22 protein-coding genes are annotated in these 24,844 nt (G+C 31.2%); 9 read left to right on the forward strand and 13 right to left on the reverse strand.

From position 1 onward, the window contains the following. From NZD85_RS01545 to rimO, 3 genes are all read left to right on the forward strand, one after another. Positions 1-435 carry a DUF2750 domain-containing protein gene (locus NZD85_RS01545; RefSeq protein WP_171622129.1) on the forward strand — a complete coding sequence of 145 codons (435 nt, stop codon included), beginning with the start codon at positions 1-3 and terminating at the stop codon, positions 433-435. 6 nt (positions 436-441) lie between these two features. Further along, positions 442-1,479 carry a glycosyltransferase gene (locus NZD85_RS01550; protein ID WP_260542970.1) on the forward strand — a complete coding sequence of 346 codons (1,038 nt, stop codon included), beginning with the start codon at positions 442-444 and terminating at the stop codon, positions 1,477-1,479. A gap of 182 nt (positions 1,480-1,661) precedes the next feature. Continuing rightward, complete coding sequence (gene rimO, locus NZD85_RS01555; protein WP_171622127.1) at positions 1,662-2,966, forward strand: 30S ribosomal protein S12 methylthiotransferase RimO; 1,305 nt, start codon at positions 1,662-1,664, stop codon at positions 2,964-2,966. Positions 2,967-3,046: 80 nt separating this feature from the next. On the opposite strand, the gene NZD85_RS01560 is transcribed toward rimO, so the two are convergent. Beyond that, positions 3,047-3,703 (reverse strand): CoA transferase subunit B, encoded by a 657-nt coding sequence (locus NZD85_RS01560; RefSeq protein ID WP_171622126.1) that lies wholly within the window; start codon positions 3,701-3,703, stop codon positions 3,047-3,049. Between the two features lie 5 nt (positions 3,704-3,708). Beyond that, positions 3,709-4,422 carry a CoA transferase subunit A gene (locus NZD85_RS01565; protein ID WP_171622125.1) on the reverse strand — a complete coding sequence of 238 codons (714 nt, stop codon included), beginning with the start codon at positions 4,420-4,422 and terminating at the stop codon, positions 3,709-3,711. A gap of 415 nt (positions 4,423-4,837) precedes the next feature. Between NZD85_RS01565 and NZD85_RS01570 the strand changes: the two genes are divergently transcribed. Beyond that, complete coding sequence (locus tag NZD85_RS01570) at positions 4,838-5,764, forward strand: UbiA prenyltransferase family protein (RefSeq protein WP_260542972.1); 927 nt, start codon at positions 4,838-4,840, stop codon at positions 5,762-5,764. Here the strand turns inward: NZD85_RS01570 and NZD85_RS01575 are convergent. Continuing rightward, on the reverse strand, positions 5,754-6,767 hold the full coding sequence (locus NZD85_RS01575) for an IS30 family transposase (protein ID WP_260542974.1): 1,014 nt from the start codon (positions 6,765-6,767) through the stop codon (positions 5,754-5,756). The genes NZD85_RS01570 and NZD85_RS01575 overlap by 11 nt on opposite strands. 88 nt (positions 6,768-6,855) lie before the next feature. Between NZD85_RS01575 and NZD85_RS01580 the strand changes: the two genes are divergently transcribed. Continuing rightward, complete coding sequence (locus NZD85_RS01580) at positions 6,856-7,464, forward strand: class I SAM-dependent methyltransferase (protein WP_260542976.1); 609 nt, start codon at positions 6,856-6,858, stop codon at positions 7,462-7,464. Between the two features lie 61 nt (positions 7,465-7,525). Next, positions 7,526-8,892 (forward strand): IS3 family transposase gene (locus NZD85_RS14725; protein WP_396127066.1). Its coding sequence is split into 2 segments (ribosomal slippage): positions 7,526-7,985 and positions 7,985-8,892, totalling 1,368 coding nucleotides; the frame shifts between segments, so codons are not numbered across the junction. A 55-nt stretch (positions 8,893-8,947) separates the two neighbouring features. On the opposite strand, the gene NZD85_RS01595 is transcribed toward NZD85_RS14725, so the two are convergent. Beyond that, positions 8,948-9,703, reverse strand: coding sequence for an acyl-CoA desaturase (locus NZD85_RS01595; protein ID WP_260542978.1), 756 nt, complete (start codon positions 9,701-9,703; stop codon positions 8,948-8,950). Positions 9,704-10,318: 615 nt separating this feature from the next. Between NZD85_RS01595 and NZD85_RS01600 the strand changes: the two genes are divergently transcribed. Next, positions 10,319-10,975 carry a hypothetical protein gene (locus NZD85_RS01600; protein ID WP_260542980.1) on the forward strand — a complete coding sequence of 219 codons (657 nt, stop codon included), beginning with the start codon at positions 10,319-10,321 and terminating at the stop codon, positions 10,973-10,975. 54 nt (positions 10,976-11,029) lie between these two features. Then, positions 11,030-14,599: a hypothetical protein gene (locus NZD85_RS01605; protein WP_260542982.1), complete on the forward strand. Its 3,570-nt coding sequence runs from the start codon at positions 11,030-11,032 to the stop codon at positions 14,597-14,599. 118 nt (positions 14,600-14,717) lie between these two features. Here the strand turns inward: NZD85_RS01605 and NZD85_RS01610 are convergent, their stop codons facing one another. The 4 genes from NZD85_RS01610 to NZD85_RS01625 all read right to left on the reverse strand — a co-directional run bounded on the left by NZD85_RS01610 (position 14,718) and on the right by NZD85_RS01625 (position 19,091). Further along, positions 14,718-15,248, reverse strand: a complete 531-nt coding sequence (locus NZD85_RS01610; protein WP_260542983.1) for a hypothetical protein — start codon at positions 15,246-15,248, stop codon at positions 14,718-14,720. Between the two features lie 234 nt (positions 15,249-15,482). Next, positions 15,483-16,115 carry a response regulator transcription factor gene (locus NZD85_RS01615; protein ID WP_188320081.1) on the reverse strand — a complete coding sequence of 211 codons (633 nt, stop codon included), beginning with the start codon at positions 16,113-16,115 and terminating at the stop codon, positions 15,483-15,485. Between the two features lie 3 nt (positions 16,116-16,118). Further along, positions 16,119-18,389 (reverse strand): sensor histidine kinase, encoded by a 2,271-nt coding sequence (locus NZD85_RS01620; protein WP_260542986.1) that lies wholly within the window; start codon positions 18,387-18,389, stop codon positions 16,119-16,121. Between the two features lie 108 nt (positions 18,390-18,497). Beyond that, the gene (locus tag NZD85_RS01625) at positions 18,498-19,091 is read right to left on the reverse strand and encodes a hypothetical protein (protein ID WP_260542988.1); all 594 of its coding nucleotides are present in this window, start codon (positions 19,089-19,091) and stop codon (positions 18,498-18,500) included. Positions 19,092-19,236: 145 nt separating this feature from the next. Between NZD85_RS01625 and NZD85_RS14730 the strand changes: the two genes are divergently transcribed. After that, a protein-coding gene (locus tag NZD85_RS14730; RefSeq protein WP_396127077.1) for an IS3 family transposase occupies positions 19,237-20,603 on the forward strand; the annotation gives its coding sequence in 2 pieces (ribosomal slippage) (positions 19,237-19,699 and positions 19,699-20,603; 1,368 coding nt in all). Between the two features lie 54 nt (positions 20,604-20,657). On the opposite strand, the gene NZD85_RS01640 is transcribed toward NZD85_RS14730, so the two are convergent. The 5 genes from NZD85_RS01640 to NZD85_RS01660 all read right to left on the reverse strand — a co-directional run bounded on the left by NZD85_RS01640 (position 20,658) and on the right by NZD85_RS01660 (position 24,833). Beyond that, complete coding sequence (locus NZD85_RS01640; protein WP_260542990.1) at positions 20,658-20,846, reverse strand: YqaE/Pmp3 family membrane protein; 189 nt, start codon at positions 20,844-20,846, stop codon at positions 20,658-20,660. Continuing rightward, on the reverse strand, positions 20,846-21,514 hold the full coding sequence (locus NZD85_RS01645) for an NAD(P)H-binding protein (protein ID WP_260542991.1): 669 nt from the start codon (positions 21,512-21,514) through the stop codon (positions 20,846-20,848). Before NZD85_RS01645 ends, NZD85_RS01640 begins: the two co-directional genes overlap by 1 nt. A 3-nt stretch (positions 21,515-21,517) precedes the next feature. Further along, on the reverse strand, positions 21,518-22,396 hold the full coding sequence (locus NZD85_RS01650; RefSeq protein WP_260542993.1) for a flavin reductase family protein: 879 nt from the start codon (positions 22,394-22,396) through the stop codon (positions 21,518-21,520). A gap of 9 nt (positions 22,397-22,405) precedes the next feature. Beyond that, positions 22,406-23,374 (reverse strand): fumarylacetoacetate hydrolase family protein, encoded by a 969-nt coding sequence (locus tag NZD85_RS01655; protein ID WP_260542995.1) that lies wholly within the window; start codon positions 23,372-23,374, stop codon positions 22,406-22,408. 256 nt (positions 23,375-23,630) lie between these two features. Next, a complete protein-coding gene (locus NZD85_RS01660; protein ID WP_260542997.1) occupies positions 23,631-24,833 on the reverse strand; it encodes a hypothetical protein in 1,203 nt (400 codons plus the stop codon). Positions 24,834-24,844: the final 11 nt, after the last annotated feature.

Here is a 24,844-nt window from a genome sequence, read left to right on the forward strand (position 1 = left end):
GTGAGTCAATTTATTAAAGAAATCTGTCAAGATCAAAAAGTATATATTTTAACTTCAGAAGAAGGTTTTGCTGTTTCGTACTCAGAGGAATTTGAGTATGAAGATGGTTCTAATTTAGAGGTGATTTGCTTTTGGTCGAATACAGATTTAGCTAAAAATGCGAAACATAATCAATGGGAAAATCATAAAATTGATTCAATCGATTTGAATACTTTTTTAGAAGAATGGTTGTTCGGAATGATTGAAGAAGTTTCTTTGGTTGGAATTAATTTTGACGAAACTTCAAAAGGAGAGGAGCAAAGTCCTTTGGATACCATTTTGGCAATTGTTCACGAATTAAATCAAACGAAATCTACTTTCAAACTGAATCATTTTAAGAATTTAAACGAAATTCAGCAAGTAACGTTGGAATTGAAAGAATCATTCAATCAATAATTTATTTTGGAAAAAGAAGATTTACAAATTTCGATAATTATTGCGGTTTACGAACGTCAAGATGAATTGACAGAATTATTGTCAAGTTTAACAAAACAAACGGATAAGTCATTCGAAATTATCATTGTAGACGATGGTTCTACAAATAAATTGGATGTGGTTTGTGCTAAATTTGATTCTCAATTAGATCTTCATTATTACTACAAAACAAATTCAGGTCCAGGAAAATCGAGAAACTATGGTATGGAAAAAGCGAATGGAAATTATTTCATTTTCTTAGATTCTGATACCATTATTCCATCAACTTATATCGAATCTGTAAAAAAGGAGTTGATAACTAATTTTGTTGATGCTTTTGGTGGACCAGATGATGCAGATGAATCGTTTACAGATTTGCAAAAAGCCATTACGTTTTCGATGACTTCTTTTCTGACAACAGGTGGAATTCGTGGAGGTAAAAAACAAATAGGTAAATTTCAACCACGTAGTTTTAACATGGGGATTTCTCGTGTAGCCTATGAAAAAACGGGAGGATTTGCAGATTTACGTGTTGGAGAAGATCCAGATTTATCGATGCGTTTATGGGAAAATGGTTTTGACACTCGTTTGTTTCAAAATTCGAAAGTGATTCATAAACGTAGAACTTCCTTGAAAAAATTTGCTAAACAAGTCTATCAATTTGGGGTTGCTCGACCAATTCTTAATCGACGTCATCCAAAATACATCAAACCAACTTTTTGGTTTCCGAGCTTATTTTTTGTCGGAACAATAGCTGCTTTTCTTTTGTTAGTATTGAGTTTTATCGTTCCAGCGTATAAATTTATCCTGCAACTTCCTTTTGTTTTGTGGTTAATTTATATGTTTTTAATCTTTATATTTTCAACCATACGATTCAAATCTGCGATTGTAGGTTTACTATCTATTCAAACGACTTTAATTCAATTTTTTAATTACGGATATGGATTTTTAGAAAGTCAATTCAAATTAAATCTACTTAAGCAAAATCCTGAAAAGGCTTTTCCAAGTCATTTTCATATTGATTAATTTTTGACTTATTATTCTGGGTATAAATTATGTTTATTCAGATAAAATGATGAGTTGAAAACCTTCTATCATGAATTTGTTTCATAGAATAGTTTTTATTTTAGGCATTTATATCACTTCCAATTAATCTTTACGGGTAGTCTCTTAAAAATTTTGTAATTTTGCACACTTAAATTATAGTAATGCGTACGAAATCGACTGGGAAAAAGAAAATAAATGTAATTACGTTAGGGTGTTCTAAAAACGTATATGATTCTGAAGTATTAATGGGGCAATTGAAAGCAAATGGAAAAGAAGTAGTTCATGAGCAGTCAGGAGAAATTGTTGTGATTAATACATGTGGTTTTATTGATAATGCGAAAGAAGAAAGTATTGATACAATTTTAGACTATGTACAACGTAAAGAAGACGGTTTAGTAGAAAAAGTTTTTGTGACAGGATGCTTATCTGAGCGTTATAAACCAGATTTATTAGAGCAAATACCAGATGTTGATCAATATTTTGGAACACGTGAGTTACCATTGTTATTAAAAGCTTTAGGTGCAGATTATAAACACGAATTAGTAGGGGAGCGTTTAACGACTACACCTCGCCATTATGCGTATTTAAAAATTGCCGAAGGTTGCGATCGTCCATGTTCATTTTGTGCAATTCCCTTGATGCGTGGTGGAAACGTTTCTCGTCCAATCGAAGATTTAGTTACGGAGGCAACTAAATTAGCGAAAAATGGAACAAAAGAATTGATTTTAATCGCACAAGATTTAACTTACTACGGATTAGATATCTATAAAAAACGCGAATTAGCAAGTCTTTTAAAAGAATTGGTAAAAGTAGAAGGGATCGAGTGGATTCGTTTACATTATGCTTTTCCAGCTGGATTCCCAGAAGATGTTTTAGATGTAATTCGTGAAGAACCTAAAGTATGTAATTATTTAGATATTCCTTTGCAGCACATATCGACAAACATTTTGAAATCGATGCGTCGTGGAACAACAAAAGAAAAAACGAATGCTTTATTAGAAGCTTTCCGTTCTAAAGTTCCAGGAATGACCATTCGTACGACGTTAATTTGTGGTTATCCAGGAGAAACGGAAGAAGATTTCCAAGAAATGAAAGAGTGGGTTCAAGCTCAAAAGTTCGATCGTTTAGGATGTTTTACTTATTCTCATGAAGAAAATACACATGCTTATAATTTAGTGGACGATGTACCAGAGGAAGTAAAACAACAACGTGTGGAAGAAATTATGGAGATTCAATCTCAAATTTCTTACGATTTGAACCAAGAAAAAATCGGTCAAACATTTAGAGTGTTGATAGATCGAAAAGAAGGTGATAATTTTATTGGTCGTTCTGAACATGATTCGCCAGATGTTGACAACGAAATTTTAATTTCTGCAGTAGATACTTATTTACCAATTGGTGATTTTGTTAATGTAGAAATTATCGAAGCGTATGAATTCGATTTAATAGGTAAAGTAATTGATTAACTCAATCTATATAACAATAAGAAAACCACTCGATTGAGTGGTTTTTTTATGTTTAGTATAAAACAATTTAATAATTGATTTTATAAAATCATTTCAGGGATTTCTCCTTCAATAATTAATTTTCCTTCAGTTGCATTTTTAATTTCTTCTACCGAAACACCTGGTGCGCGTTCTAATAATTTGAATCCACCTTCTGGTAAAATTTCTAACACAGCTAATTCTGTCACAATTTTTTTAACACAATTAATTCCTGTTAAAGGTAACGTACAACTTGGTAGTAATTTAGATTCTCCTGCTTTGTTTACATGTTGCATGGCAACAATAATATTATCTGCAGAAGCGACTAAATCCATTGCGCCTCCCATTCCTTTAACCATTTTTCCTGGAATCTTCCAATTTGCAATGTCTCCATTTTCAGAAACTTCCATTGCGCCTAAAATAGTTAAGTTAATTTTTCGAGCTCTAATCATTCCAAAACTCATTGCCGAATCAAAAAAGGCTGAACCAGGTAAAGTGGTGATTGTTTGTTTACCAGCATTGATAAAATCAGGATCTTCTTCACCTTCTGTAGGGAAAGGTCCCATTCCCAATAATCCATTTTCTGATTGCAAAACAACATTTACATTTTCAGGAATATAATTGGCAACCAATGTTGGAATTCCGATGCCTAAATTCACATAATATCCATCTTTAACTTCTTTCGCAATACGTTTTGCAATTCCATTTTTATCTAACATTGCCTTTATGGTTTAGGTTGAACAGTTCTATTTTCAATTCGTTTTTCGTATTTTTCTCCTTGTAAAATACGATTTACATAAACACCTGGTGTATGAATTTGATTTGGATCAAGTTCACCGACTTCCACCAATTCTTCCACTTCAGCAATGGTAATTTTTCCACACATCGCAGCTGGATGATTAAAATTGGCAGTTGCACCACGGAAAACTAAATTTCCTGCTGTATCACCTTTCCAAGCTTTAACTAATGCAAAATCTGGTTCGAAAGCATATTCTAACAAATATTCTTTTTCGATTCCATGAAACGTGAATTTTCTAATTTCTTTTCCTTCAGCGACTTCAGTTCCAACTCCTGCAGGCGTAAAAATTGCAGGCATTCCATAACCGGCAGCCATCAATCGTGTAGCTAAAGTTCCTTGCGGAATTAATTCTACTTCTAATTCACCAGAAAGCATTTGGCGTTCGAATTCTGCATTTTCACCAACATAAGAAGAAATCATTTTTTTGATTTGTTTTCCTTGCAATAATAATCCTAAACCAAAATCATCAACACCAGCATTGTTACTAATACAAGTAAGGTTGTTGATTTTTTTGTTGACTAATCCCTGAATCAAATTTTCAGGAATTCCAGAAAGTCCAAAGCCTCCAACAGCAAGCGTCATTCCGCTTTCTACACCTTGTAGTGCTTCTTCGATGCTGTTTACTTTTTTGTTTATCATTTTTGTTGTGTTTGATTGAGTATATTTCTATACGCTAAAGATAAATAAAAACCTCTCATATTTCAATTATCCGTTATAATAAATCTTGTGAAAAGATAAAATTTAGCCACTTTATTAGGTCTTTTTCTGTCATTCGTACAAATGAAAAAATTTAAAACTATAACTATTTTACATAATCAGATAAACCCAAATCCTCTTAATTGATTAGATGGAATTTAGAATTCTTTTTACACGAAATATTTTGCTGTAATTTTTTAAAACTTTACATCAATCATCAGTTTTTAATCTATTATTGAATACAAAAAATAAAATCCATTCAGAATAAAATTATATATTTGGATTAAATAAAATTTCCTGCTGTTTGACTTATGGAAATTCGATACTTGATTTATTCAACGATTAAAAAAACGAAAAAATGGAACAAAAAGTACAAAATCGAGTAATCGAAAACATCTTTTTTTCTAATTTTTTTTTAATTCTACTTTCAATAGCTTTGAATATTGAAACGAATATTAAAATTGGTTTACCACTTAATTCGATAGCATATTATTCTTTTATTAGTTCCATCACGGTTTTATTTTATTTGTACGCTTATCGTGTTCCAAAACAAGTAAAAGCATCTCAAAATCCTCGTATTCAATTCTATATTGATCACCGAAAAAATATTCGATATTTTACTTATTTTTTACTTGTTGTCGCTTTTTGTTCAGGCTCAATTTTGGCAATCAGATGTTTACCAAATTATGATATTTTATCTTGGAAATGGTTTTTTGTTTTATTCTTTACAGCATTGTTGTCTTTCGGTTATTATGATTTGAAATTGGGAATTTCGTTGAGAAAAACGATGTTATTGAAACCTTTTTTAATTGGTTGGACATGGGCAATTACGACTGTTTTTTTACCTGTTTTATTCTTGATGTTAAAAAATAAAACACATTATATGATCGATGCAAAATTCTATTTTCTATTTTCTCAGACTTTTATGTATTGTGTTGTAAATGCAATTTTGTTTGATTTGAAAGATTATGAAGACGATAACAATCGAAATTTGAAAACATTTGTAGTGAAATATGGTTATCATTTTACATTAAATCGTATCATTTTACCTTTGATCTTTTTAGGTTTTTTAAGTTTTGTCCTTTTTGGTATTTGGTATGATTTGCCATTGCATCGAATTTTATTTATGTTAATCCCGATAATTTGTTTGGCAATTTTTACAGTGAGACTTCATCGTCCAAAACCTATTTTGTATTATTTAATTGCGATTGATGGAATGATTTTTTTCAAAGCAATTTGTGGAATTTTAAGCGTAATTTTATTTGAAGCCATGTTCAAGTTATAAGTGCAACTGGCCAAGTAGATTTTAGTTTTTCGATAGGGCTAATATAGCCAAACTTTCTTACTCTTCTATTGTTAATTAATTTTTCTATTTGTTTGATTCTTAGGTTACTTACTAAATTCAGGTCTGTTTTCTTTGGTAAAAATCTTCTTATCAAGCCTATTCTGTTCTCAACAGTTCCTTTATCTTGTGAGGTGTAGGGTCGAGTGAAATAGGTTTTGATATGGTGTTTTTCGGCTATTTGTTTGTGTCCGGCAAACTCTTTTCCGTTGTCAAAAGTCATGGTTTTGATCCAGCTGCTACCTATTCTGGATATTCTTTTATTGATTAATTCTTGAATGTTTTGAGCGTCTTTTCCTTGCAATTTGTCTAAGGTGGTTACCAAAGTTGCTCGGTCTGTCATCACTAATAGAGCTGATTTGTGGTCTTTCCCCATCATTAAATCGACTTCGATGTCTCCCAATCTTTCTCGTTGTTCAACTACTTTTGGACGTTTCTCAATGGATACTCTGTCTTTGATTATACCTCGGGTTTGTTTATAGTTGCCTCTTTTGAATCTGCGCCTGCCATGTCTTAAAAATTTATACAGATTTTTATAGGGCGCGTCAGCTCTGCGATTACTCTTTTTACAGTCCCATATCCATTGATAGATGCATTCTAGAGAAACACCCTGAACGCCCATGCACTTCCATTCTACAGCAATCAATTCTGGACTTAGTTGTTCATTCTTTAACCAATTAGCTGCCTGATTTTTAAGCGACTTTGTGAATTTTACTGCCTTGTTTTTTTGTTTGTGCCTTAAACTTGTTTTTTCTTGCGCCAAATCAGGAATATAGCTACCTGCGTGTAGACCACGCTTGCCAATATTTCTTTGTAATTCACGCGTGATGGTAGATTTATGTACGCCTATTAAATCAGCAATATCTTTTTTGCTTTTTCCTGCGGTCAAAAGTATTCCAATTTGGTATCTTTGTTCCTGGTCGAGTTGTTTATATATTTTTTTCACAAATCAAATTTAGCACTTGGCTAATCATTGGGGGCTAGCCCCCAATGATTTAATTTGAGTTGCACTTATTTGTTGAACTTAGAGAATAATGAATTACAATTTTATTGCACCATATTATCATTCGTTGAGTCAGTTGTTTTTTTTGAATAGGCAACATCAAGCTCATTTTTTGATTTTAAAACATTTAAAAGATGGTGACAAAATTCTGTGGATAGGAGGAGGAGCTGGAAAGTTTATTTCAGCGTTAGAACAACACAACTTGAAATTAGAAATAGATTATATTGATTTTTCTTTTAAAATGATTGATTTAGCAAAAAAAGTAAACACAAGTAATTTGAAAATCAATTTTATTGTTTCAGACATTTTTGAATTTAAAACGTCAAAAAAATACGACGTAGTGATGACCACTTTTTTATTTGATCATTTTTCTCAGGAAAGAGCAGAAAAATTAGTTGATCAATTGAATGATAATTTGAAGCCTAAAGGAATTTGGTTTTATGTAGATTTCACTCAAGATCAAAACGGTTGGCAGAAAATAATAACAAACTTTATGTTGAGATTTTTTAGAATTGCTATAGGTTTAGATATAACTCAATTACCCAAAATGCAACAAGTTTTCGCTAAAAGATATGAGAATATTGATAGTCAATTTTTTTTCAAGAAGTACATCGAAAGTAACGTTTATCAAAAGAAATAAAAAAAAGCGATTCTTGATTACACTGCCCCCAAAAAGTTAGACACTTTTGGGGGCATTTTTTATGACAAGAAAAGTAAAATATGGTGTAGCATTTAAGTTACGCTGTGTGAAAGAAGTTTTAGAAAAACATCGAACAATACGTTCAATTAGTAAAAAAGAAAATATACATGCTTCTTTATTAAAGAAATGGGTTTCTGATTATCATAATCAAGGAATTTCAGGTATAGAACCTAAAAAAAACCAAACGTATAGCGTTGAATTTAAGTTGAAAGTTATTAAGACTATAACTAGTCAATATCTTAGTTTACGAGAAGCCAGAGTTAAATTTAATATTCCAAGTGAATCGGTTATTATAAAATGGCAAAAAGATTTTGCTACCTTTGGAATAGACGGATTAAAACCCAAACCAAAAGGCCGTCCCAAGACTATGAGCACATCTAAGGGTGGACCTAAAAAATCGAAACAACCATTATCAAGAGAAGAAGAACTATTGTTAGAGATTGAACGTTTACGTTGTGAAGTTGCACTCTTAAAAAAGTTCAATGCCTTAATTCAAGCCGAGGAAGAAAAACAAAAGAAACTTGGACACAAGCCATAAATGAATTAAGGCCAGAATTTCATCTAAATTTACTTTTAGATTGTACACATATGGCTAGAAGCAGCTTTTACTATCATATTTCACGTAGTAAAACAGATAAATACGAGGAATTAAAACTTAAGATAAAATCCATTTATCATCAGCATAAAGGGCGATATGGCTATCGACGAATTACCGATGAATTAAGAAAATCAGGAACTATCATCAATCATAAAACTGTTCTTAAACTGATGAATAGCTTAGGATTAAAGAGTTTGATTCGAAGAAAAAAATACAAATCTTACAAAGGAGAACAAGGAAAGATTGCACCAAACATCTTGCAAAGAGCATTTAAGGCTGATAAACCCAACCAAAAATGGGTAACAGATGTTACCGAGTTTAAAGTAAAAGATAAAAAACTATATTTATCACCGATAATGGATCTGTACAATCAAGAAATTATCAGCTATGAGTTAAGCGAACGACCTGTTTTTAATCAAGTAACTCAAATGCTTAAAAAGGCATTTAAAATAACGAAAGACACCAAAGATTTGATATTACATTCCGATCAAGGATGGCAATATCAAATGAAACAATATCAGGCTTTATTAAATGAAAAAGGAATCATACAAAGTATGAGTAGAAAAGGAAATTGCTTAGATAATGCTATTATCGAGAATTTCTTCGGAATACTGAAATCGGAACTATTTTATTTACAAAAATTTAATTCTATTGAAGAGCTAAAAAAAGAAATAAAACAATACATTTACTATTACAATAACGATAGAATAAAATCGAACTTAAATAAAATGAGCCCGATACAATATCGAACTCATTTTTATAATTATTAATTTTTAATCTGTCCAAACTTTTGGGTGCAGTCTAGATTGAATCGCTTTTTTTATTTTACATATAATCGGTGTCTAATTTTCCTTTTTTGAACTGAATAATATTTAGTTTATTCATTGCCCAGATACATGGATACATCGGATCGAATTCCCATTTTTTAACGGCGAAATTAGGACGTCCACCAAATTTATGGTGATTGTTGTGCAAACATTCTCCCCACATTAGCCAGTCTATCGGCATTAAATTTGTAGAAGTGTCTCCAACATCGTAATTACGGTAACCTAATTTGTGTGAAAACCAATTGATGATTACACCATGTAATGGACTCATCAAAGCTTGTAGTGGAATAAATACAAAATACGTCCATAACGGTGCATCGACTGCCATATAAATCAAAATGTAAATAATTACCCAAGCTAATCTCACCGCATTATTTCCTGCGAAAGCATCCCAAGATCTCCAAGCTGGAACCCCTTTTTTGAACTTTTCTAAAACTTGTGCTTTATCATGATCAATTTCGTTATAAACAAGTCGAGTTCTCCACATCATTGCAAAGAAGTTAGGATCATATTGTGGTGAATGAGGATCTTTTTCTGTGTCGGCATACGCGTGGTGATGTCTATGCATAACACCGTAAGTATATGGACTTAGATAAGATGAACCTTGAAATATCCAAGCTAAAACATGAAATATTTTTTCCCATGTTTTAGACATCGTAAACATTGCGTGAGAAGCATATCTGTGATGAAAAAAAGTTTGGAAAAATAAAGAAGCATACCAATGTATGATGAAGATAATGATTACTGCTGTCATTACTAATTTTAAAATTTCTACAAATATAGGGTTTTGTATTGTGTTTTGGACTAATCAATATCATAGATGTTAAATAATATTGGATTATTTATAATGAAAAAAAACATGAAATACTCTTCATCTAAAAAATTTACCTATTTAATTTTAAACGATTAGATTCTTAGTAGAAAAATATATGATTTGAATAAAAATAAAAAAGACTATAATTTTGTTTTTAAACTAATAATTTTCAGAATAGTTATAGACACACAATGGTTTAGCTAATCGTTAGGTTTTAATAACCATAAAAAGTAAGGCTGTTTTTTCAAGAAATTTGAATAAGCTTTATATTTAATGATTAAAAATTAATGAAATTATTGTATAATATTTTTATTTGTAATTTAAAATTATTAAGACGTGATATAAATCATATTAATATTTTGAATTTATTAATTAAGGATATATCAGTTTTTTATCCATTTATTAAATGGATAAAATATTGAAAAGTATTGCTATGTAATTCGTGTTACAAATTAGTGTTATTCTATTTTATAGCTTTGTACTGATTTAATTAATAATAAATTTATTAAAAAAGTTTTACTTGCAATAGCATTTGCTCTACCAACGGCTTATGCTATGGCTCAGGTTGGGATTGGAACAAGTGATCCTAAAACAACATTAGATGTTACAGCTGTTAATCCTACTGGGAATCTGGAAACAGTGGAAGGAATTTTAATACCACGTGTAGATAGAGAAAGAGCGCAATCTATGAGAAATATAGAAAAATCTACTATGATTTTTGTAAATAATATTTCTACAGGAACACAAGAAAATACAGCTAAAAATATTAATGCTGAAGGCTTTTATTACTTTGATGGTACTGTTTGGGTAAAACTATCTTCTGGAAATGCTAATCCAGGCTTCTTTTATATGCCATCAGTTTTACTACCAACACTTATTTCTGATGAACGTTTAAAAACTCCAAATTCAGGATATAAATTCAATGATACAGAAAAGGTATATGAGGTGGATTTATATAAGTTATTCAAAGATCAATTTGGGACGCCAATTTCAGTAAGTAATTCTCAATCGAATTTGAATGGGTTTATTTTAGAAGCAAATGAATATGACTATTTTATTACATTTGCTGATAAAACAGTTTTTAATTTAGGTGATGGAACAAATCCTTCTACTGTAGAGATTTCTCCTGAAGGTATATTAAAATATAAAATATTACCTGAAGCGATTATTAGAAATGGTTCCTTTATGAATGTTGTATTAAAAGTTAAATAATCTTTTGAATTCAAATATCATTAGAAAGAATTGTTTAATGCTAAATAATACAAAATGAAAATCATATATAAATTAAAATATACACTTCTGTTACTTTTTGGTATGTTCCAAATAGTTTCAGTAAAAGCTGCCTTTAATGAAGATTTTAGTTCATCTTCATTAAAATTGCCTGCAATGTTTGTATCAAAAGTTTCGTTTGATTACAAATATTTTAACACAAATAATAGATTAAATGCTTTAAATAATGTAGTTGTATCACCAACAAAAAAAATAGATGATTCGGATAGTTGGTGGAAATGGAAGTTAAATGTAAATCAAGATTATTCTGTGCTGCTAAATACTTCAATTGAAGGAGTAGTTAAAGCAAATGACGATCATTTTACTTTTGAATATTCTACCTTTAATATTGCATCAAATGATACTTTTGACGGTAAAACAGAGGCGTTAATACTTACAGGTGCTCATCAAAATGCGACAATTTCACCATTAGGAGTTTGGCCATTAGGAATTAAATTAGATGCAACAACAGGTGAAATTAAGATTGCTCCAGGTACTTCTTTACCTAAAGAGCCGTTGATGTATAATTTATGTGTCTTCAATTCTTCTACTTGTAGTACTGCAAATATTACGTTTGATAATCAATCTGTTTCTATTGATAAAAATGAGATGTTCTCTCTTTCGAGTGAAATTTCAACTATTTGTTATTCAGGTAATGCACAAAGTAGAGTTGTAAGATACACATTAAAAAATATTTCAGGTAGAGCAATTAAAATATCAGGAGAATCTAAAGGATCTGGTGTTAATAACAAAAAAATTAGATTTGTAGGAGGAAATATAAATGTAAATTCATTACGCGTTATTTCTGGTGATATGCGTTTTACTGGAGCATTAGGATATGTTGGTCCTAAGATTTTTGCTATAGATGAAGAGGTCGTTTTCGAATTGTCCTTTAAGAGGTCTACTGATGCTGAAATTTCTGGTAAATTAGAAATGAGATATGGGAATTCTTCTGCTTCTGGTCAAATGGATAATCCCGATTTTCGTTTAAACGTTTCTAATAAAATTTCTAGGATACCTGATAAACAAAAAAATTTCACAATAAAACTAAATGAAACAGGATCATATAGAGTACACAAAGCATCTGGTTTAGAAGATGCAATTGTAAATTACAAATTTTATGACTCTTCTGGTAACGAGGTTGCTGGAGATAGCCCAATTGATATGAATTTTACAGGTATTTTAAATTACTCGTATAGTAAAGTATCTGCATCAGGTTGTGAAGGTGAAAGAGGTTATATAAGTTTTTCTAAAACTGATATCGAATTACCAGATCCAGGTAAAATATCTTTGTCAGAAGGCGAAGACGAAGACTCATTATTAGAATCAATAGACATATGTTTTGATGATAATGATAAAGAATTTAAAATTTATAATAATCAAGATGGTAAAGGTACTCTTGTAGCATTAGGACCTGCTCATTATGCCTTAAAATATTCGTGGGAGTCTAGTTATGATGAAGGGTTAACTTGGTATCCGTATGAAGATAACGGAAATGCTAACACAGAAACTGATTCTGGTTCAAAATCAATGACTTTAAAAGGTGTTCAAAAATCATTTTGGTTAAGACGTAAAGCGCATGAAAGACCAACAGGAACACGACCTAATAATTTTGCATATTCTAATGTAGTTAAAATTAATGTACAAAAAAATGAAGTTACAATAGCAGGCGGAACACAATTTTCACGTCCATTGTTTGCAGTAAATTCACCAGAGAGTACTAATAATCATTTTCTAATACCGTCAATTACAACTAAGTATCCTAGTACAATTGAGGTTTTTGATATGAATGGTGTTAAAATTGAAAATAATCGATTCGATTTTACAAAAGAAGGAACCTATGTTTTTACTGTTGTAGCCACTTCTACAGGAGCAAATGGAACTGTGAAAGATTGTGTTAGTTATGCTACAATTACTTTAAATGTATATGATCTTGCAAAATGTCGTGTGGTTACAGAACGTGTTGTTGCAACTGCAGCTCCTTCGGGAAGTGGTTGGGGTACAACTTTAGCAGGAGTGGTTACAAATAAAGAATTGGCCTATGATAATGATTTGTCAACCTATTCTACGATTTCATCTGTAGTTGCTTTACTTGGTTTAGGTACGACTTGGCAAAATATTTATTTTGATCATGTTGTTCCAGCAGGTACACCTTTAAAGGTTAAATTAGGACAAGAGTATAGTGGATTACAACTTGGTGGAGGTATAACAGTAGTTGGTTTAGATGAAAAAGGAAATTCAATTGGACCTATTAAATCTGTTGGTGAAGGTGCTTTACTTGATTTGTTAGTAGGTGATAATGTATTTGAATATACCTTTGTACCAACAAATGCACGTGGTAAAGCAGTCGCTTACAAAGGAGTTCGTGTTATTGTGGGAAGTTTATTAGCTGTCGCAAATAATGCTGTATTATATGGAGCGTATTACGAAAAAGATAGAGTTTTAGCAGAAAACGAAACAGTTCCTGAGGAAACTATTTATGCGAAAGGTGCAAAGTTACCTGCATCTAACACTCAACCAAATAAATTGAAATATATTGTACCAAATTCTCCAGAAGATATTGTCGTTTTAACTCCTCAAAATGAAACAACAGGAATTAAATTAAACAATTACGTAAATGACGTGACTTGGGGAGTAGAAGACGCTGGCTTAGGTGTTGCAACATCATTATCATCAGTTGTTTATCCATATTTAGCGGTAGACGAAGATCCTTTTACTTATGCTATTTTTAACAAAACAGTTGCTGCTCTTAACCGACAAAAATTGACGGTTAACTTAAGAAATACTGCACGTCCAGGTGATGAATTAGAGTTAATCATGACGAGTGAAGGAGTAAATATATTATCGCTTGATTTAGGAGCTAGCTTTAAAGTTCAACGTTACATGGATGATATACCTGTAGGACCTGTTGTTGCAAGTAACCAATTTAAAGTAATTAACCTTAATTTGTTTTTATTTAAAAATCCAATTCCACGTTTTAGAATTACAGGAATCGATCAACCTTTTAATAGAGTAGAGATTACTTATTTTAGTCTTGTTCAAGCAAACTTAGGTAACTATACTTATTTACATGATATTTCGATTGTTCCTCAATCTGTCTTTGGAAACACAATAGATGTCAATAAGACATTAGAGATTTGTGCAGCAGATTTGATAAAGATCAAAAAACCTTCAGTGTGTACTGATTTTAAACTAAATTTTGTATTAGGAGAAATTGTCGAACAAGAAGTTTTTGATTATGATGAAAACGGACAATTAGTTTCTAAAATTGTAAAGAGTTATAAAGAATTAGAAGGAGAATCAAATCAACTAAAAGACAATGTAGTAACTCGAGTTCATGAAGACGCAAATACTGCTTATTATGAAATCAAAAAATTATATGAAATTAATAATCCTAATCAAATTTTATTAGTTAAAGTACAAGCTGTACAAAATGGACAAGATTATGGTGCTCCACAATATATAAGAGTTGAACTAAAAAATTGTCTTGATAGTATGGTAAATCCAGTAATTAATTTAGATACGAAAGATTTAATTAATATTAAAGATTTTTCTGCTTCAAATTAGAATTAAATTATAAGGCTATATTTTTTTCATAAAAATAGATAGCTATACTTAAAAACCAGATTAATTTAAATTAATCTGGTTTTTTTTTAAATCAATGATATAAACCTATTAACTGAATCTAAATATTTGTAGAAAACTCAACAATTTGCTGAGCAACAAGCTTTAATTTAGGTTTTTTCGAACTTGTTCTTTGTTTCACTCGATCTTCATACAACTCGATTTTGATTTCCTTAATTCCTTTTAGAATAGTATAGGTTTCTTCTTTCGAATAGTTGTAGCCTCTTACATTAGCCCCTTCTTTTCCTGCGACATAAACGATTTCTACATAATATTTTAATAGGATACTATGTTCAAGTGACTTCTCTTTTTCGAAACGAATTTTTCTTACTTTATGTATAGAATGTCCACCAGAATTAATATTTCCTTGCAGTGAAAACCTTAATTTTTTTTCATTCTTTTCGTGCATTACAATCGCAGGTTCCAAACGTTGTGTAATCGTTACAAAATTGGTTTTTTGATACTTTCTACCTGTTTCAGGATCTTGTGCAGTCACTATTTTTGGTGTAGCTAAGATGGTTTCAACCTTTAATTTGGTTTGAGCAGAGCAACCGACAAAGGCGAATAAAATAATGATATAATGCCATTTCATTTTTGTTTTAAAAATACTGCATAAAAACTATTTAATTCATCACTGCTTTTAGCTATATTGAATAAAAAATCGCTTGATTAAAGAAATGAAGCGATTTTTTTAAATTGTAGTTTTAGTTAATAAGAATCAGTTAGTAATCTTATTGCGAATGTAAATGGTGATGAAATTTCCGTTTTATAACGACAAAGTTGAGAAATTTTGGCACCCTATAATATCCCTATTTATAGTTATTTTTTAAGGTTTTGAAATCAAACCATATTCTATTGCAGTGGTAATTGCCGAACTTAGGTTAGAAGTCTTGAACTTTTCGATCAAGTTTTTTCTATGACTATCAACTGTATGCGTACTGATAAATAATTTTTCTGCAATTTGTTGAGTCGTTAATCCTTGCGCTGCTTCAATCATAATTTCTTTTTCGCGTCGTGTAAGTTTCGGAATGGTATTCAACCCATCTTTTTCCTTTTTACTCAATACATTTTTTGTTTGTGAACAAAGAAATTTCTTTCCATCAAAAATTGAGTTGATTCCTTCTAAAATTTCATCAACAGAAGCATTTTTCTGAATATATCCCGAAGCACCTTCTTCCAAACAACTATTTATCACCGCATATTCGTTATGTACACTTAACATGATGATGTGCATTGCGGGGTATTTTTTCTTTATAGGTTTTATCAATTCAATACTATTGGTATCCGAAAGATTGATGTCTAATAAAAGAATATCAATTTCAGTTGATTTTAACGCTTCTTGTAATTGTTGAGCAGAAGTGTAACAATCCACAACTTGTAAATTAGATTGATAACTTAAAATATTTCGTAATCCTTCTGATAATAAAGGGTGATCGTCTGTAATTGCTATATTAATCATAAATTATTGTTTAGGAAATTGGAACTCTATAGTGGTTCCTAAATCGATTTCTGAGTGTATATTTAAATGTCCTTTTAAAAACTGAATACGGGATTGAATGTTATGCAAACCTGCTGATTGTGTGAGTTTAGTATTGTTTACATCAAAACCTTTTCCATCATCTTCAACCGTTACAGTATAATTGGTATCATCTTCGACAAATTGTATAATTATTTGTTCGGCTTGAGCGTGTTTTATGGCATTGTTCACCAACTCTTGAATAATTCGGTACACCAATAATTGATTTTCTTTGTTTAATGAATTGGTAAATCTCAAAAATTGAACATCAATATCCAATTGTTCGTTTGCCATACGAATGGCATATTCTTTTAAAGCTTCTTCCAATCCATATTTCAGTAACAAATCGGGCATTAAATTATGTGCAACGCGGCGCAATTCATCGACAGCTCCATCCAATTGATGAATAGATTTTTCCATGTCTATTTTTGAGTTTTCGTCAATTTTTTCATTCAAATGAGTTAACTGAATTTTAGTTCCCGAAAGTAAACCACCCAAACCGTCATGTAAATCACGAGCAAGACGAGTACGTTCTTGTTCTTGACCATCGAGAAGTGCTGTTAAAGTCGAAATCTTAGAATTTTGTCGTTCTTGTTCAATCTCCAAATTATGTAATTCTTCTCGTTGTTTTAAATGCTTATTTCGCTGTTTTAGTGCATAAAGTAATAAAGCAAGTAGGACGATAAAAACAACAATCGAAAAGATGTAATAGTTATTTAATTTATTTTTGAAATTAAGTTCTGCGATATAATTCACCAATTCGTCTTTACGATTTTTATTCTCTAAGTTAGATAGTTTTAGATTTTGTTGAGAAATGGTTAATTCTTGTGACCTTTTGTCCGCTTCTAAACGTGATAATTTTAATTGTTTTCGTTGGAAATTCTCGCTTAGCTTGGTGTTTTCTAACTCTTGTTTTTGCTGAATACCTAACGAATGCATCAATTGAATTTGTTGCTCTTTTTTCTCTGTTTCCAATTGCATGCGAATCATTTGTTGTTGCTGACGCTCTTTATCAAATTGAGCTTCTAAACGTTTACTGATTTGCGCTTGCTCGTTGTCATAGATTTCTTTGTACATCGATGTGTAGAGCTTATGGAACCGCAGTGCTTCTTTAAAATTTCCTTCTTTAACTTCGATTTCGGATAAGCTTAGGTACAACGATTGTAAGATGTTTTTGTCGGGAATAGCATTTTCATTGACTTTTATGACAGACTGCAATAGATAGTTTTTAGCAGTTTGAATGTCATTTTTTTGTAAAGCTAAATCAGCTAAAATTCCGTTTGCAGCAGCAACATGATTTGCTTGATCTGTTTCAATTCCTATTTCTTTTGCTAATTCTGCATAGGTTACAACTTTATTTTGATAGGTTTTTGGATAAAAATTAAGGTAAAGATTCGCTAAATTGATTGCTACAAAAGATAAATCTGTAGGTGTTATCATCTCTTTTTTATTCTTGTAATAGGTATCAATCGCTTTGCTGTAATATTTTTCTGCTAAATCTCGGGTATAGATATTTTTGTTATTTTGCATAAACTTTTGCTCGTACATATAACCAATAGACATGTATGCAGCAAAAATGAGATTTGGATTATCTTGTTTTTTCGCTACTTCTAAAGCAAGTTTGCTGTATTTTTCTTGTAATTCATAATCATCCCAACGTGAATAAATACCCGTCAATTGATTATAAACCGATGTCATTCTTGTTAATACAACTGGTGTTTCTGGCGATTTATCAAAGAATTTTAATGCCTCAATAAAATTCTTAACCGCTTTTGCATCTTCATTATTTCGTAAATTTAGCCAACCTTCACAATATTTTACATAACCTTTTGTTGAATAGTCATTAGTGCGTCCACTATAGTAAATTGCTTTTTGTAAATCATGTTTAAAAGTCGTACTATTATTTTCAATTCGATTATTCATTGCAGAAATACAATACAAATAAGCGGCATGTTTACCATCTTTTAGCTTTTCTGAAGCAAGAATATTTTCTTTGAGAATAGCAAATGCTTTTTCTTTCTGATGATTAAAGAATAACGCTTGCGCATATTTTCCTGCAATTTCGTAACGTTCAGCAGAGTTTAGCTTTGTGTTATTATATTGATTTTCATAATTTGTCAATACCTCTTGTGCATTTATTATTCCACTTACAATAAAAAAGAAGAGTAGAATACGTTTTTTTAGAAGATTTTTCAAAGCACGTGTACTTTTAGACATGATAGAAAATTATATTTTGTATAGCGAATATAAAGCCTTTTCGTAAAATGAAATAATTAGAATAAAATCTATAAAGCCTTATAGGAACTGGTTTGAAGCTTATATCTATTATTTCTCGAACATAATTTGAAGTGTAAAAAACTCGCCTTTCTGAAGAATTCCATCTAAGTTTCGGTCAATAATTAATGTAATATACACTTGATTGTTATCGTAGATATTCCAATCCATTTCAGCATCATATTGAAAAACACCTTTTAAAGTCCATTTGTGAATATCCCATTGTCCAGAAGTTCCTGATTTTTCAACCCGTTTGTCTTTATTCGGAACGTAATACAAATATTGGTGTCCATCAAGCGATAAGAAAGGGTAGTGTAGCAACTGATTTTCTTCGGCAGCAAAGCCTGTACCAGCCTCAAAATATGGGATACTTTCTATTTCAGTTCCTTCATGTAAATTGATGTCAACCGTATGATTCGTTACCAATGCTTGCGCCGCATAAAATAAATTCTTTTTCTCTTGATAAGGCTTATTCAGATACTCGATACTAAATTCAGTAGGGTTTAAGGTGATTGTTTGTTTTGTATCATAAATAGAGAAAACTTGATTGCCTTGCTTGATCACAATATTATCGGTGGTGTATTCTTGTGCATGTATAAAACAAGTAAGCAAACAGAAAACCGTAAGGAACATTGTATTTTTCATAGTCGTTGTATTTGATAGGCTAAAATTATCGTCTATCCTTGATAAAAAACTCACTATAATTATTGATTTACAGACTTTTTAAAACAATAAAAGCCAACCGATTACACTGCCCCCAAAAAGTTAGACACTTTTGGGGGCATTTTTTATGGCAAGAAAAGTAAAATATGATGTAACATACAAGTTGCGATGTGTCAAAGAAGTTTTAAAAAAACATCATTCAGTTCATTCTATATCACATCAAGAAGGTATTTCAGGAAGTTTATTGCGTAAGTGGATTACTGATTATCATAATCAAGGAGCTTTAGGTTTAGAACCTAAGAAAAACCAAACGTATAGCGTTGAATTTAAGTTGAAAGTTATTAAGTCTATAACCAAACAGTTTCTTAGTTTGCGTGAAGCACGCTTGAAATTTAATATTCCAAGTGAATCGCTTATTATAAAATGGCAAAAAGATTTTGCTACCTTTGGAATAGACGGATTAAAACCCAAACCAAAAGGCCGTCCCAAGACTATGAGCACATCTAAGGGTAGACCTAAAAAATCGAAACAACCGTTAACAAGAGAAGAAGAACTATTGTTAGAGATTGAACGTTTACGTTGTGAAGTTGCACTCTTAAAAAAGTTCAATGCCTTAATTCAAGCCGAGGAAGAAAAACAAAAGAAACTTGGACGCAAGCCATAAATGAATTAAGGCCAGAATTTCATCTAAATTTACTTTTAGATTGTACACATATGGCTAGAAGCAGCTTTTACTATCATATTTCACGTAGTAAAACAGATAAATACGAGGAATTAAAACTTAAGATAAAATCCATTTATCATCAGCATAAAGGGCGATATGGCTATCGACGAATTACCGATGAATTAAGAAAATCAGGAACTATCATCAATCATAAAACTGTTCTTAAACTGATGAATAGCTTAGGATTAAAGAGTTTGATTCGAAGAAAAAAATACAAATCTTACAAAGGAGAACAAGGAAAGATTGCACCAAACATCTTGCAAAGAGCATTTAAGGCTGATAAACCCAACCAAAAATGGGTAACAGATGTTACCGAGTTTAAAGTAAAAGATAAAAAACTATATTTATCACCAATAATGGATCTGTACAATCAAGAAATTATCAGCTATGAGTTAAGCGAACGACCTGTTTTTAATCAAGTAACTCAAATGCTTAAAAAGGCATTTAAAATAACGAAAGACACTAAAGATTTGATATTACATTCCGATCAAGGATGGCAATATCAGATGAAACAATATCAAGCTTTATTAAATAAAAAAGGAATCGTACAAAGTATGAGTAGAAAAGGAAATTGTTTGGATAATGCTATTATCGAAAATTTCTTTGGAATACTGAAATCGGAACTATTTTATTTACAAAAATTTAATTCTATTGATGAGTTGAAAAAAGAAATAAAACAATACATTTACTATTACAATAACGAGAGGATAAAATCGAACTTAAATAAAATGAGCCCGATACAATATCGAACTCATTTTTATAATTATTAATTTTTAATCTGTCCAAACTTTTGGGTGCAGTCTAGATCGGTTGGCTTTTATTGTTTACTTATTTCGATTCATTTCTTTTATTCTGGCTTTGTTTCTATCGTCTAAAAGAGAGGCAACAGCCCAGATTGCAGCTGGTAACCATCCGAATAAGGAGATTTGTAAAACTAAGCAAATCACACCATGAATTATTTTTCCTCTTAGTATAAAGGATAACCATGGTAAGAGTACAGCTAATATGATCATTAAATTTTATTTTTAGAATTCATAATTTCGTTATAATACAATACAGAAACTTTTTCTGAAGTTATGTGTAAATCATTTTCCAGAAGTGCTTGCGCCACTTTTTCGGCTGCAATGGATTTGTATTTGGAGAGATTTCCAACCAAAAAAGGATTAAACAAAGGTAATATCTTAGCGCTGATATTTTCAGCCAAACGATATTCGACTCGATTGCCAATCAACAAAGAAGGGCGGTATAGAAACAGCTGTTTCACATTTTCTTGTTGTAACGCTTTTTCTGCTTCTCCTTTCATTTTGAGATAAAAGTTAGAGGTTGTAGCATTTGCACCAACCGAAGAAATATAATGAAATTTCGTCAACCCTTTTTTATTTCCTAATTGTGCAAATTGTACTGGTATATCTATTTCAATTTTACGATAAGCATGCAGATCAGGCGTTCTCTTGCGTGTTGTTCCTAAGCAAGAAAAGATAGAATCAATCGTTTCAATATCATCTAAATTTATTTGAGAATTAAAATCAGTTACAATCTCAACTAATTTCGGATGATTAATTTGCTGAGGTTTTCGAACAACCATAATAACTTTTGAATAATTAGAATGCTTTAATAATTTATCCAACAATAAAGAACCGATCAAACCTGTACTTCCTAAAATCAATGCCGTTTTATTCATGAACTAAATATTCATCAACAACCAATACCATGCACCATTTACGTCACCTTGTTCTAAAAGCTTTGCTGCTATTTGATGACGTACCTCAACCGACTTAAATTTCTCGATGTCTAAACGTTCTGTTAATTGTTCTTTGAAATGAAAAATCATTTCTTCTGTCGGTAATTTTTCTACATTTCCTAATTGACCTAAATTATTACCTGTTAAGTATTTAGAATACTTCACTTCATCTGGTAATTGATCTATACCTAAACCAACAGTACGGGTTGGTTTTTCAACTTCAAAGATTGATTCTGGAATGATACGGCAATAATAATCTCCACCCATACGCGCAACTAAATCCAAATCATAAGGGGAAACTTTATCATTTTCATCCAATAAGTTTTTGTGAATATGCAATCGCACAACTTCCGCAATAACTAAATTTGCTGCACCGGGTTGATCTGTAATCGAAATTACTTCGCGTACCTTACATTCTAATTGCACAGGCGATTCTGCAACGCGAGGAGGTTTTACCAATTCGGAAGGAAGTTCTGTAAAACCAGCTTTCACAAATTCGTTTACTCCTTTTGGGTATTCGACACTCGCCAAGGATTGTTGTTGTACAATATCATAATTTACAATATTAATCACACATTCTGGATGTTCCCAAATATTTTCTAATGTATGTTTTGTTGTTCCATCTCTCATTTTTCTTAACGGTGAAAAAACACAAATAGGTGGATTTTGTCCCATCATATTGAAAAAAGAAAATGGACTCAAATTTACATTTCCATCTTTATCCATTGTACTTGCAAAGCAAATAGGACGTGGAGAAATAGCATGTTTGAAAATATCATCGAACTGACTTGTGTTAGGTTCAAAGGATTTTGTGTGTTGCATAAATTGAGATTATTGGTTATAAAGATGAACAGAATTTACTAATTTTCCTAATCCTGTGACAGACATTTCGATATGATCATTTGGTTGTAGCCATTGTTCTTTGTAGTTAGGATTTTGGCGTTTTCCAGTTCCATTTAGTTCAAGAAAGCAACCTGTTCCAACTGTTCCAGAACCGATGATATCACCAGGATAAAGCTTCACGCCATAGGAAATTCGTTCGATGATTTCAGCAAATGTCCAATGCATATCTTTGAAATTACCTTGAGAAACTTCAACATCATTCACAACACAGGTCATCGCTAAATCATAACAATTTCCGATATGACCATCTTTAGGCGCTACTTTGTAGCTTTCGATTTCTTCTGGTGTTACCAAATAGGGACCAAACATTGACGCAAAATCTTTTCCTTTTGCAGGACCAAGGTTTAGTTTCATTTCATCCATTTGCAAAGCGCGGGCACTCAAATCATTCAGGATCATAAATCCACCGATGTATTCATCAGCATTTTCAGCTTTTATATTTATCCCTTCTTTTTTAATGACGATGGCAACTTCGAGCTCAAAATCCATTCGGTCGAAATGCTTCTCCATGGCGACTACTTTTCCAGGACCTTGAATCGCCTGATGATTAGAAAAATAGAAGACTGGAAATTGATCAAATTCAGGAATCATGTCTAAACCTCTGTTTAAGCGAGAAGTTTCGACATGTTGGCGAAAAGCATAGGCATCTCTAAAACTCGTGGGATGAGGTATAGGTGCTAAGATGTGAGGATTTGCTACAATAGCGTATTTGTGTTCATCACGTGAGATTTCCTTTGTAAGCTGTTGGCAGATTAAAAGTGAAAAATCATCATCAGCTAAAATATCAATTAGGGTAGTGGGTAAATTAGAATTAATTTTGGTCAAGTCATACACCGTATCTTGCCAAACAAGACCTACTTTTTCTTGTTGATTGTCTAAGAAAGTAACGAATTTCATTATTTGTTGTTTGAAAGGTGAAGATACAAAGATGATTTTAATCTGAAAATACTTTCTTTTAAACCTGATTCATAACATGTTTAGTTGTTTAACAATACGGTTATTGAATAATTGATTTGGTTAAAATATAAGCTTGTTTAAACTTTCAGATAATGTATTTTAATTGTTTATCTAATTTTCCTTTTTTAAGGAAAAAAAAATGAAAATAATACGAGATTAAATAATTATATTTTCTGTTTCATCGTATACAAAACGTCTAATCACTAGTATATTTATTTTGTATCTGGTAATTTTTATCAAGAATTATAATTTCATAGGTATTCTTCTTTAAAAAAATAGAAGGAATATCAGTATCAGTTAATACTTCATATACAGCTGTGGGAACACCATTTTGTTCAGCTTCACCTTTTCTGTAGAGCAATATCATTGCAGGATATTTTTTAATAAGATTCTTAGGAAGTATAATTTTTTTATATGCCTTAGATTTTTGAAGCAGAATGGTAGTTTCTAGAAAGGAATTTGCAGGTTGAATGATAGAGATATCAGTTTCATAACTAGATGGATTACCTCTGAAAATGATTCCCTTTTCATTTATCAAAACAGTTGGAGTGGTTGTCGTGATTAATTTAGAAAGAGGTTGATTGTAACGACTTTCTCCTTTATCTGAATACTTATTTTGATCAATAGTAAAAGGATTAGTACCAGTTAACTCTGCTAAAATACCTGCCATAGACATGCCTCTACCGTTATTATCTCCTTCAAAAGCATGTCCTGCACCACAATAAATAAAATATTTACCATTGGTATTATTTTTCATAAAAGTATGGATATTCTTAGCTTGTGCAATCTCGCGATTTTTCCAGGGATCTTTGTCCCAATTATCTTTATCCGAAGCTTCATAACCAAATACTGTAAAACCTAAATCAAGCGCTTCTTTTATAAAGTTTCCAAAATTAGGCTCGGAAGTATAGAATCCACTTTCTACTGTTGCAAACTGTCTTTCATTTATCAATAAATCATCTAATGCTTCAAGACCTAAATAACGATATCCATTTGCGTAAAGATCCTTTAACAACGAAGTTGCAAACCATCTATGACTTGCATTATGATGCAGTTCATTTAGTATGACAATTTTTTCATTTTTACTTCTATCAATAATATAATCTTTTGCAGAAACAGCTTTACTGTTATGAAAAAATACAGAATCAAAAGGGGTTAGTTTTATTTCTTTTAAATCTGGACGTTGTTCATTCCAAGTTTTAAGGGCTTTACTGTAACTTCCCTGAAAAGCAAAGTCTGTAGCTGCTAATTGTAACGCAAAAGTATTTTCACTACTGTTTTTTTTAGATTGTATATCCTCTGTAAACTTATAAGGGAGGTCTTGTGCTTGAGCAAGCTTTAAACTCAGAAAGAATAACAAAGAAAATAGTGAAATACGATTAGTAGTAATATTTTTCATATTCAATAGAA

Source organism: Empedobacter stercoris (genome assembly GCF_025244765.1).
GTDB classification, from domain to species: domain Bacteria; phylum Bacteroidota; class Bacteroidia; order Flavobacteriales; family Weeksellaceae; genus Empedobacter; species Empedobacter stercoris.

What these genes read in the sequence shown, in the direction of transcription:
- rimO (WP_171622127.1), top strand. Translation starts at nt 1,662, where the DNA reads ATGCGTACGAAATCGACTGGGAAAAAGAAAATAAATGTAATTACGTTA.
- NZD85_RS01560 (WP_171622126.1), bottom strand. Translation starts at nt 3,703, where the DNA reads ATGTTAGATAAAAATGGAATTGCAAAACGTATTGCGAAAGAAGTTAAA.
- NZD85_RS01565 (WP_171622125.1), bottom strand. Translation starts at nt 4,422, where the DNA reads ATGATAAACAAAAAAGTAAACAGCATCGAAGAAGCACTACAAGGTGTA.
- NZD85_RS01570 (WP_260542972.1), top strand. Translation starts at nt 4,838, where the DNA reads ATGGAACAAAAAGTACAAAATCGAGTAATCGAAAACATCTTTTTTTCT.
- NZD85_RS01580 (WP_260542976.1), top strand. Translation starts at nt 6,856, where the DNA reads ATGAATTACAATTTTATTGCACCATATTATCATTCGTTGAGTCAGTTG.
- NZD85_RS01595 (WP_260542978.1), bottom strand. Translation starts at nt 9,703, where the DNA reads ATGACAGCAGTAATCATTATCTTCATCATACATTGGTATGCTTCTTTA.
- NZD85_RS01600 (WP_260542980.1), top strand. Translation starts at nt 10,319, where the DNA reads ATGGCTCAGGTTGGGATTGGAACAAGTGATCCTAAAACAACATTAGAT.
- NZD85_RS01605 (WP_260542982.1), top strand. Translation starts at nt 11,030, where the DNA reads ATGAAAATCATATATAAATTAAAATATACACTTCTGTTACTTTTTGGT.
- NZD85_RS01610 (WP_260542983.1), bottom strand. Translation starts at nt 15,248, where the DNA reads ATGAAATGGCATTATATCATTATTTTATTCGCCTTTGTCGGTTGCTCT.
- NZD85_RS01615 (WP_188320081.1), bottom strand. Translation starts at nt 16,115, where the DNA reads ATGATTAATATAGCAATTACAGACGATCACCCTTTATTATCAGAAGGA.
- NZD85_RS01620 (WP_260542986.1), bottom strand. Translation starts at nt 18,389, where the DNA reads ATGTCTAAAAGTACACGTGCTTTGAAAAATCTTCTAAAAAAACGTATT.
- NZD85_RS01625 (WP_260542988.1), bottom strand. Translation starts at nt 19,091, where the DNA reads ATGAAAAATACAATGTTCCTTACGGTTTTCTGTTTGCTTACTTGTTTT.
- NZD85_RS01640 (WP_260542990.1), bottom strand. Translation starts at nt 20,846, where the DNA reads ATGATCATATTAGCTGTACTCTTACCATGGTTATCCTTTATACTAAGA.
- NZD85_RS01645 (WP_260542991.1), bottom strand. Translation starts at nt 21,514, where the DNA reads ATGAATAAAACGGCATTGATTTTAGGAAGTACAGGTTTGATCGGTTCT.
- NZD85_RS01650 (WP_260542993.1), bottom strand. Translation starts at nt 22,396, where the DNA reads ATGCAACACACAAAATCCTTTGAACCTAACACAAGTCAGTTCGATGAT.
- NZD85_RS01655 (WP_260542995.1), bottom strand. Translation starts at nt 23,374, where the DNA reads ATGAAATTCGTTACTTTCTTAGACAATCAACAAGAAAAAGTAGGTCTT.
- NZD85_RS01660 (WP_260542997.1), bottom strand. Translation starts at nt 24,833, where the DNA reads ATGAAAAATATTACTACTAATCGTATTTCACTATTTTCTTTGTTATTC.